At 38.2% G+C, this 7,264-nt stretch carries 9 protein-coding genes; 5 read left to right on the top strand and 4 right to left on the bottom strand.

Annotated elements, in window-relative coordinates:
• The 3 genes from Q1R07_RS15450 to Q1R07_RS15440 all read left to right on the top strand — a co-directional run.
• Window positions 1-723 (top strand): hypothetical protein (locus Q1R07_RS15450; protein ID WP_300492000.1); only part of this gene is annotated, 723 nt, incomplete at its 5' end.
• Window positions 724-787: 64 nt separating this feature from the next.
• The gene (locus Q1R07_RS15445) at window positions 788-1,672 is read left to right on the top strand and encodes a glycosyltransferase family 2 protein (protein ID WP_300491997.1); all 885 of its coding nucleotides are present in this window, start codon (window positions 788-790) and stop codon (window positions 1,670-1,672) included.
• A 6-nt stretch (window positions 1,673-1,678) separates the two neighbouring features.
• A complete protein-coding gene (locus tag Q1R07_RS15440; RefSeq protein WP_300491994.1) occupies window positions 1,679-2,602 on the top strand; it encodes a glycosyltransferase family 2 protein in 924 nt (307 codons plus the stop codon).
• Here Q1R07_RS15440 and Q1R07_RS15435 read toward each other — a convergent pair.
• Together Q1R07_RS15435 and Q1R07_RS15430 are read right to left on the bottom strand one after the other, a co-directional pair.
• Entirely contained in the window at window positions 2,588-2,998 is a 411-nt protein-coding gene (locus Q1R07_RS15435; protein ID WP_300491992.1) for an FdtA/QdtA family cupin domain-containing protein, read from the bottom strand. The two genes, Q1R07_RS15440 and Q1R07_RS15435, sit on opposite strands and share 15 nt — an antisense overlap.
• A complete protein-coding gene (locus tag Q1R07_RS15430) occupies window positions 2,991-3,836 on the bottom strand; it encodes a glycosyltransferase (RefSeq protein ID WP_300491989.1) in 846 nt (281 codons plus the stop codon). Before Q1R07_RS15430 ends, Q1R07_RS15435 begins: the two co-directional genes overlap by 8 nt.
• 44 nt (window positions 3,837-3,880) lie before the next feature.
• Between Q1R07_RS15430 and Q1R07_RS15425 the strand changes: the two genes are divergently transcribed.
• Window positions 3,881-5,035 (top strand): glycosyltransferase, encoded by a 1,155-nt coding sequence (locus Q1R07_RS15425; RefSeq protein ID WP_300491987.1) that lies wholly within the window; start codon window positions 3,881-3,883, stop codon window positions 5,033-5,035.
• A 216-nt stretch (window positions 5,036-5,251) separates the two neighbouring features.
• A complete protein-coding gene (locus Q1R07_RS15420; RefSeq protein ID WP_300491984.1) occupies window positions 5,252-5,743 on the top strand; it encodes a DapH/DapD/GlmU-related protein in 492 nt (163 codons plus the stop codon).
• Between the two features lie 9 nt (window positions 5,744-5,752).
• On the opposite strand, the gene Q1R07_RS15415 is transcribed toward Q1R07_RS15420, so the two are convergent.
• Window positions 5,753-6,469, bottom strand: coding sequence for a transferase (locus Q1R07_RS15415; RefSeq protein WP_300491982.1), 717 nt, complete (start codon window positions 6,467-6,469; stop codon window positions 5,753-5,755).
• 38 nt (window positions 6,470-6,507) lie between these two features.
• A partial coding sequence (locus tag Q1R07_RS15410; protein WP_300491980.1) for an oligosaccharide flippase family protein occupies window positions 6,508-7,264 on the bottom strand: 757 nt, incomplete at its 5' end.

Here is a 7,264-nt window from a genome sequence, read left to right as displayed (position 1 = left end):
TCCATTCCTTCGATTTTAAACAAACGAATGGTCATCTTTATTTTTCCCGTAATCAGTTTTTTCGGTTGGTCTTATGTCACCAAAATGAATACCGGATATTTTGTTTCCACTACTTTTTACGGTTATAACATTGCTCAGAATTGTGTTTCTTTTGCCGAAAAAACACCGGATACATTCCACATTATCAGGGATATTTACGTAAAAAACCGGGAAATGGCAAAAAAAGAAACTAAAGACGTAGCCATGAGTATCTGGTTATCCTATGATGAATTGCGAACCGCAACCGGGCTCTCTTTTGCCGACTTGTCTTTTCAGTTAAGTGAATTTAGTAAAACCGCCATCCGTAACAATCCGGTCGATTATTTATATCAGATCTGTATTTCCTGGATCGATTTCTGGAAAACAGGTATCTATTGGAATTACCCTGATTTTAAATTCCCTCTTTTTAACAAGTGTTTTATTGGACTATGGTGCCTCCAGTCGGCAATACTACAGTACCTAAAACTGGTTTTTGTTCTTTTATTTCCAATACAGTTGCATGACTTTTTTATTCGGAAAACCATCACTAAGGATCTGTTTTTTAGTGTGATCATCCATACTACAGCCTTACTTCAGGCTATGGTTACCTATGGTAATAATTCCAGATTTAGCTATCCGTTCGAATTTTTAATGGTAATTACCGTTATGCTGTTTTTCAAAAGGAAAGGTTTGTTGAATCATTAAAACATTACTAAAAAAAACGTTACTTTGTAAAGTTCTATTTTATTTGAAAGACCACTAATCCGATATGCTTTCCATACTGATACCTACATATAACGATGATGTAAGCGATTTAACCCGCGCCCTTATAAAACAGGGAAATGCATTACAATTGCCTTTTGAGATCATCTGCTGGGACGATTGTTCTTCTGATAATGTGGCTTCACAGAATAACAAAGCCTTATGTGCCGAATTTGACAACTATTCCTATTTTAGAAGTGACGCCAATATGGGCGATACTCAAACCCGGACGTCATTGGCTTTAAAAGCAAAATACGATTGGCTTTTGTTTGTTGACTCGGACGTATTACCCGGTTCGGAAACCTTTTTACAAAAATACGTTGCACTCATCGCTTCGCAAAACCCGGTTATTTTTGGCGGATGCCAATATACCGATCATCATGATAATCAGACGACCATGTTACGATGGACTTTCGGCCATTCGCGCGAATCACAAACGGCCGAATCCCGAAATCAAAAACCGTATCATTATATCTTTTCCAGTAATTTTCTAACGGATAAAAATACTTTTCTAAGTATCAAATTCCCCGAAAAAAACATTTACGGTATGGATAGTTTTTTTTCGTATCAGTTGTATCAGAAAGCCATTCCGGTACTGCATATCGACAATCCGATTCTGCATCTTGGCCTGGACAAAAACGAAATCTTTTTCCAAAAATCACTTGAAGCCGTTAAACTCCGAAAAAATATGTTTCCGGAATTACCCGGTATCGAAAATATTAATTCGCTGCTAAAAAACTACAACCGACTAAGACGTTTGCATCTCGACAGTGTTGTTGGCCTGTTCTTTAATTTGTCCGAACCCGTTTTACGAAAAATGATTCTGGGAAAAAACAGAAGTTTGTTTTGCCTGGATTTGTATCGATTGGGATATATTTGTGTGATCAAATAGTGTCGTATGGCTTTTTTTTCCGTCATCATCCCTTTATACAACAAAGAAGCGCATATTCAAAGCACTTTAAACAGTATTCTGAATCAGACGTTTACTGATTTTGAAGTCGTTATTATAAATGATGGTTCAACGGATCGCAGTCTGGAAATAGTAGAGTCTTATACCGATAAACGGATTCAGTTATTTACAACTGAAAACCGTGGTGTTTCTGCCGCACGGAATCTGGCTATGCAAAAAGCATCCGGTTCCTATTTTGCTTTTATCGATGCCGATGATTTCTGGTATCCGCAACATCTCGAAAAGTTATACGATACCATTATCGCGTTTGATCATCTGAGTGTTTTTAGTACTTTACAGGAAATTGAAACGCCCAACGGAGTTTTCCCGGCTAGTCATAGTAATCTAACAACGGATTTGCTACAGGAAGTCGATCTTTTTGAAACCAGCCTTACCCGAAGTATATTGGCTATATCATCTCTCGCCATACATCGGAACGTCACGGAAACCGTCGGCTTTTTTAATGAAACGATTTCCAATGGAGAGGATACGGACTATTTTATCCGTATCGGATTTCGTTATAAAATCGGATTGTATAACGGCATTACGTCACGCTATGCTTTTGTGAGCGGAAGCTTGTCCAACCGGGCATTCCAAAGGGAACGTTATTGCGATTTTGAGCAATTTGCCGAAATCGAAAAAAGCAATCCTACGGCCAAAAAGGTAATCGACCTCAATCGGTTTTCCTTAGCCATTAAGTGTAAAATCTATGGTGATCGGACAAATTACAACCAACTGGTTCAATCCATAGACCAAAGTAATTTAGTTTTTAAACAACGGTTGTTACTACAACTTCCGGCTCCGACTTTAATACTACTACATCGGTTTAAAAATTACCTGGAAAAGAAAAACATCCGTTTAAGTGCGTTTTGACGCTGTAAAATCGGCATATTCCCGAATATAATCTTCTTCTGAATAAACATCGGAAGAAACCACCAGACATATGGCTCCGGAAGAAAAATTATCCAGTTCCCGCCAGATTCCTTCTTTGATCAATAAGCCTTTATTGGGGCGATTTAGTGTTACTTTTTCCTTTTTGTCACCATTGTCCAGCAACACATCAAAACTACCACTCAATGCAATCAGAAATTCTTTTTGAGCAATATGGGCATGGCCTCCGCGGTAAGCTCCACTCGGAACATCATATAAATAATAAACCCGTTTGATCTCAAAAGGGATCGTATCTTTTTCCACTACCGCCAAATTCCCTCTCGGATCTGCTATCCTCGGAATATCGATAAATTCTCCTATCGCTAGTATTTCAGTCATATAAAGTGTCTTCTTTCTTTTTTAAAATTTCCCTGTAATCCCTGATTCCCTGTAATCCGATTCTAAATTTTGGATAGATTCCGGACAATGGTACATATTTTTTCCGACCTAAAAAAAATAGGTATTTTAAAAGGTAATAGTAGGCTCCGGTTTCAAAACGCTTGTAAAAACCAGCCATTTTTGCATAAATCAACCGATCGGAAGCCACGTCATCACTCGAAGAATAGCTTTCGTGAATGACAATACTTTCGGGGTAAAATAAAACTTTCAGTCCCTTATACAACGCACTCCGGAGGAAAAACAACGTTTCCGCATCCTGAAATCGGGCGCCGAGTCCAAACCATTCGTTATAAACACAATTCTTTTCCCGAAGTGCTTCCGTTTGAGCCGTCACTTCAATGGATAATACTTTATCCAGATCATTTTTTCCTAAAAAAACGGGGCGCTTCGGATAACGACTAAATGGCTTTCCGTCCGTCGTAAGTGTCTGAAAACAAATTAACGGAACCGATTGGTTTTGGTTATACGCATCAACAATTATTTCGCGGAATCCTTCCGGATAGCATACATCATCATCGGCTATCAGTACAATTTTTCCGGTTGCCTGATGAAGAGCTATATTCCTGCTTTTGGAAAGTCCTTTTTCAAAAACATTGATCACCTTTACATTGGGATAATCCGAATACAGTTGGTGTGCGGCTGTGGTCTGGTTAACAATGAGAATCCGAAACGAATAAAAAGGCGAAGCAGTAAAAATACGATCCAGAAAATCCAGCGAATCTCTATTCATGGTCGAAATCAGGATCTCTAAATCATCATTTTTAAATGCGTTCTCCAATTTGTTTTTATATTTACACAAATATAAAAATTTCTGCATCGGTAATGAAAATACTTTTAGTAGGGGAATACAGCCGACTCCATAATTCATTAAAGGAAGGCCTTATGGCTTTGGGGCATCAGGTAGTCTTGGTGGGTTCCGGTGATCACTTTAAAAATTATGCTGTCGATTACTCGATTCGTACGAAATGGACGACACAATACTGGTTAGCCCGAAAAATTAAAAATGCGATTTACCGTTTTACTGGTCTGGATCTGGAAATGACCGAAAAAGCTATTCGTTTTTACCGGCTTCTCCCCCAATTAAAAGGCTTTGATCATATCCAATTAATCAATTCCGATGCGCTTGAAACCCATCCGAATTGGAGTCGGAAGCTTTATAAAAAGTTATTTGATCAAAATCCGAAAGCCAATCCTTCGTTATTGATTTGCGGAGACGAAACACCGGTAAACGATTACCTGCTACAGGACAAACTGAAATACTCCGTTTTAACGCCGTATCTAAAAGATCGGTCGTTACAACCGGAATTTGAATATTCATTAAAATATACCTATCCCAATTACCGGAAACTTTTTAATTGGGTTTCGGAAAACTGTAAAACACTGATTGTTTCCGATCTGGACTATAAAATCCCAATGGAAGCCATGGGCTATACCGTTGCATTTATTCCCAATCCGATTAATAGTGATGCAATCCCCTTTACCTCCAGCGCAATTACCAACAAGATTGTTATTTTTTTGGGTATCAATCGACTGAGTTATACCAAAAAAGGGATTTCTTATTTTGAAGCTGCATTGGAAATCATTCAAAAAAAATACCCGGAACAAATTGAGGTTATTGTGACCGAAAATGTTCCGTATTCCGTTTATATCAACTCCTATAACAAAGCCCATATCCTACTGGATCAGGTGTATGGTTTTGATCAGGGTTATAATGCGCTCGAAGCAATGGCTAAGGGAAAAGTAGTTTTTACCGGTGCCGAAACGGAGTTTACCGAACATTATAATTTATCCGAAAAAGTAGCTATTAATGCCGTTCCCGATGTAGCAGCACTTGTCTCAGAATTGTCTTTTCTAATCGAAAATCCGCAGGAAATTACCGCCATCGGACAACGCGGCCGACAGTTTATCGAAAAGGAGCATTATTATACCACAATTGCAAATCGGTATTTAGATACGTGGACTAAAAGCAAATCCTAATCAGGAAAGCACTATTCTGTAGTATTCTGTTGGTAATAACTGCTATTTTCCTTGTTTTACAGATCTGAATCCCAGAAAAAACCGATTTTTTTCTTCTAAAAAATACAGTATCAGTTCAGTAAGAATCCTTTAAAAGCTGTTTCAAATTCTGATCATATTGTTTATATTAGCTTTTTAAAGATTCCAAAAAAACAGAACGTTAATTCTTCCCCATACATGAATACAAACATCATCTCCGACAAAGCGCAAATAGGCAAAAATGTAACTATTGGCCATTTTTGTATTATTGAAGACCATGTGATTATCGGAGACAATACCGTTATCAAAAGTTATGTAGAATTAAGAGCAGGTACCGTAATTGGTGCGAACTGTTATATCGATTCCCGGGTTTCTTCTTCCGGAAATTGTACAATTGGTAATAATGTAACGGTGCGCTATGACAGTATTATTGCCCGTGGCGTTACAATTGGAGACAATACGTATATCTGTCCCAAAATGATGACCAACAATCTGGACAATAATATGCAGCAAATTGGCGGAGCTTCTATCGGTGCCAATGTCTTTATTGGTACAAACAGTGTATTGCAACACGGAATAACCATAGGCGACAATAGTGTGTTAGGCTCGATGTCGTTTGTCAATAAAGATATTCCCGAAAACGAAGTCTGGTTTGGTAATCCGGCACGTTTTCAGAAAAAAAACCTATAAGTTTTCCCGTTATAATTTGATGATTTTATATTGCTTTAAAAGCTCTTTTTCGTTGTCCCAGTCACGACTATAATTATTTTTGATCAGTTTGGCCGGTACACCACCAATCAGTACATTACTTCCCAAATCCGTGTAGTCTTTGGTACATAATGAATTGGAAGCGATGACGCAAAAATCAGGTGTACGGGTAAACGCCATAATCGAAACCCGGTTCGAAACCGCATTATGCGTTCCGATGGCAATCGCACCCGTCATTGGATATAAAGCACCGGTTAGTGTATTGATCATTGGATGAGAATTGGTATCGATCACCTGCGATTCGTAGCCTATACCCGACCAGTCGCCAAGCGTAATCCGTTCGGTACAAACCAGTTTAACATCGGATCCGAGACAAGCCATATAGCCAAATTCGCAATAGGCCTCTTTCCCGATATAAAACAGGACATCTTTTCCCATATGCGCCGGTCCGTTAAACACTAATTGCCCTTCCAGCCAGAACTCCGCAATGCCTTTTTCTTTTTTAGCTTTTTCAAAACGTTGTCCAAAGCCAATCATCGCTCTGGTAATTGGTCCTTTAATCTCTATCTGACCTTCGATGGTATGAAAATGTACTTTTCCGTAAAAAAAGACCGGTAGTTTTTTCGCTACATCAAACGGAAATTTTTTAAAATTGAAATAAAGTGTTTTGGTCCAGTTAACGGAATAAAGAAAGCGCAACTTACCCATCTTCCTTTTATATTGCTTCTTTATGGTCTTTAACACGCTCATTTTTTTGTTATATATTGTCTTAGTAGTCCAAGTATTTTTATCTTTTTGTCCAGTTGGTACAGGGAATACAGTCCGGAAATCAGTACTAAAATCCCCATTATTACATACCGCAATATACCATCTTCCAGATACATCGCAAAATAGATCAGGAGTATCCATGCGAAACAACAGGTTCCGATTTTATAAAACTCCCGTTCGAAATAAAAATTATAACGGTATTTCGCAATCCCTGTTACAATGATCAGGTGTAGCACATAATAAATTAAAAGGCTCACTCCCAAGCCTTCCAAGCCATAGTAATAGTAACCGGCAATATTCAATAGAACCGAAAAAGTATTAAATCCGATTGCCGTTTTAATAAAAATACCGGTATCCCCTTTTGCAATTAAAATATAGCCTACCGACCAGGAGACTGCTTTAAAAAACATCCCAAATATTCCCCAGCCGACCATTGCTATAATCGGTGTAAATTTTGTAGAATACAACAGATGAATCAACTGTGGCATCAGCATAATAAAAATCAGAATCACCGGAGTTAGCAATAAAACACCTATCAATGCCTGCTGATTAACACTTTCTCTGACTTTCGCATTATCGTTTGCAATCACCGCCAGTCTCGGATAATAGTCCGTTCCCATCGCATTAAAAATAATTCCAACATAGGAATTAATAATTGTAATTCCGGCATTAAACAGTCCTACTTCTTCCACATCACCCGAATGACTGATAAATATCTGGACAATATAGGACGCC

It is taken from the genome of Flavobacterium sp., assembly GCF_030146175.1.
Lineage (GTDB): Bacteria > Bacteroidota > Bacteroidia > Flavobacteriales > Flavobacteriaceae > Flavobacterium.
The sequence above is the reverse complement of the archived record's forward strand: the minus strand, read 5'-3'. Positions and strand labels throughout refer to the sequence as shown.